The sequence below is a fragment of the Nocardia sp. CNS-044 genome (assembly GCF_059570515.1).
The window spans coordinates 1-2427 of the sequence record NZ_JCANSX010000003.1; the positions used below are offsets into that span (position 1 = coordinate 1).

Sequence of the window (2427 nt, forward strand, 5' to 3'; positions counted from 1 at the left end):
GTGTCTGTGTGTTGTTTCAGATACCGCACAGTGGACGCGTAGCTTCTTTGTTGGTAAGTCCTCGGCCGATTAGTACCAGTCACCTCCACACGTTACCGTGCTTCCAGTTCTGGCCTATCAACCCCATGGTCTGTGGGGGGCCTTACCCCCTCGAGGGGGTGAGAAACCTCATCTTGGAACAGGCTTCCCGCTTAGATGCTTTCAGCGGTTATCCCTTCCGAACGTAGCTAACCAGCGGTGCCCTTGGCAGGACAACTGGCACACCAGAGGTTCGTCCGTCCCGGTCCTCTCGTACTAGGGACAGCCTTCCTCAAGTTTCTGACGCGCGCGGCGGATAGAGACCGAACTGTCTCACGACGTTCTAAACCCAGCTCGCGTGCCGCTTTAATGGGCGAACAGCCCAACCCTTGGGACCTACTCCAGCCCCAGGATGCGACGAGCCGACATCGAGGTGCCAAACCATCCCGTCGATATGGACTCTTGGGGAAGATCAGCCTGTTATCCCCGGGGTACCTTTTATCCGTTGAGCGACACCGCTTCCACTTGCCGGTGCCGGATCACTAGTCCCGACTTTCGTCCCTGCTCGACATGTCTGTCTCACAGTCAAGCTCCCTTGTGCACTTGCACTCGACACCTGATTGCCAACCAGGCTGAGGGAACCTTTGGGCGCCTCCGTTACATTTTAGGAGGCAACCGCCCCAGTTAAACTACCCACCAGGCACTGTCCCTGAACCAGATCATGGTCCGAGGTTAGAGGTCCAATACGATCAGAGTGGTATTTCAACGACGACTCCACACACACTGGCGTGCATGTCTCACAGTCTCCCACCTATCCTACACAAACCGTACCGAACACCAATACCAAGCTATAGTGAAGGTCCCGGGGTCTTTTCGTCCTGCCGCGCGTAACGAGCATCTTTACTCGTAATGCAATTTCGCCGAGTCTGTGGTTGAGACAGCAGAGAAGTCGTTACGCCATTCGTGCAGGTCGGAACTTACCCGACAAGGAATTTCGCTACCTTAGGATGGTTATAGTTACCACCGCCGTTTACCGGGGCTTAAATTCTCAGCTTCGCGGAACAAGTCCGCTAACCGGTCCTCTTAACCTTCCGGCACCGGGCAGGCGTCAGTCCGTATACATCGTCTTACGACTTCGCACGGACCTGTGTTTTTAGTAAACAGTCGCTTCTCTCTGGTCTCTGCGACCACCACCAGCTCAGACCGCAAGGGCCGTCACCAGCGTTGGTCCCCCTTCTCCCGAAGTTACGGGGGCATTTTGCCGAGTTCCTTAACCACAGTTCTCTCGATCGCCTCAGTATTCTCTACCTGACCACCTGTGTCGGTTTGGGGTACGGGCCGTGTACCAACTCACTAGAGGCTTTTCTCGGCAGCATAGGATCACTGAATTCGCCTCAATCGGCTACGCATCACCTCTCAGGCACATGTTGTGCGGATTTGCCTACACAACGCCCTACAGGCTTACACCAGTACAACCACTGACTGGCCCAGCTACCTTCCTGCGTCACCCCATCGCTTGACTACTACAGCCAGGGTCCCATGCAGCCCCCTCCAGCCACCCGAAGGTGGTCTATTGGGTTTTGGATGGTTAGCACAACTGCCTCGCCATTGGGCGCGGATACACGGGTACGGGAATATCAACCCGTTGTCCATCGACTACGCCTGTCGGCCTCGCCTTAGGTCCCGACTCACCCTGGGCGGATTAACCTGGCCCAGGAACCCTTGGTCATTCGGCGGACGAGTTTCTCACTCGTCTTTCGCTACTCATGCCTGCATTCTCACTCGCGTGCCCTCCACGACTGGATCACTCCGCCGCTTCCCTGGACACACGACGCTCCCCTACCCATCCAAGCCACTGGATACGCTCCCGTAAGAACGCATCGGTGTCATGCTTGAATGCCGCGGCTTCGGCGGTGTACTTGAGCCCCGCTACATTGTCGGCGCAGGATCACTTGACCAGTGAGCTATTACGCACTCTTTCAAGGGTGGCTGCTTCTAAGCCAACCTCCTGGTTGTCTTCGCGACCCCACATCCTTTTCCACTTAGTACACGCTTAGGGGCCTTAGCCGGCGATCTGGGCTGTTTCCCTCTCGACTACGAAGCTTATCCCCCGCAGTCTCACTGCCACGCTCTCACACACCGGCATTCGGAGTTTGGCTGACTTCGGTAAGCTTGTGGGCCCCCTAGGCCATCCAGTAGCTCTACCTCCGGCGTGAAACACGTGACGCTGCACCTAAATGCATTTCGGGGAGAACCAGCTATCACGGAGTTTGATTGGCCTTTCACCCCTACCCACAGCTCATCCCCTCAGTTTTCAACCTAAGTGGGTTCGGGCCTCCACGACGTCTTACCGTCGCTTCACCCTGGCCATGGGTAGATCACTCCGCTTCGGGTCTAGAACATGCGACT

At 56.4% G+C, this 2427-nt stretch carries 1 rRNA gene; it reads right to left on the minus strand.

Annotated elements, in window-relative coordinates:
• Nucleotides 1-49: 49 nt before the first annotated feature.
• A 23S ribosomal RNA gene (locus T333_RS01075) occupies nt 50-2427 on the minus strand; the annotation flags it as partial.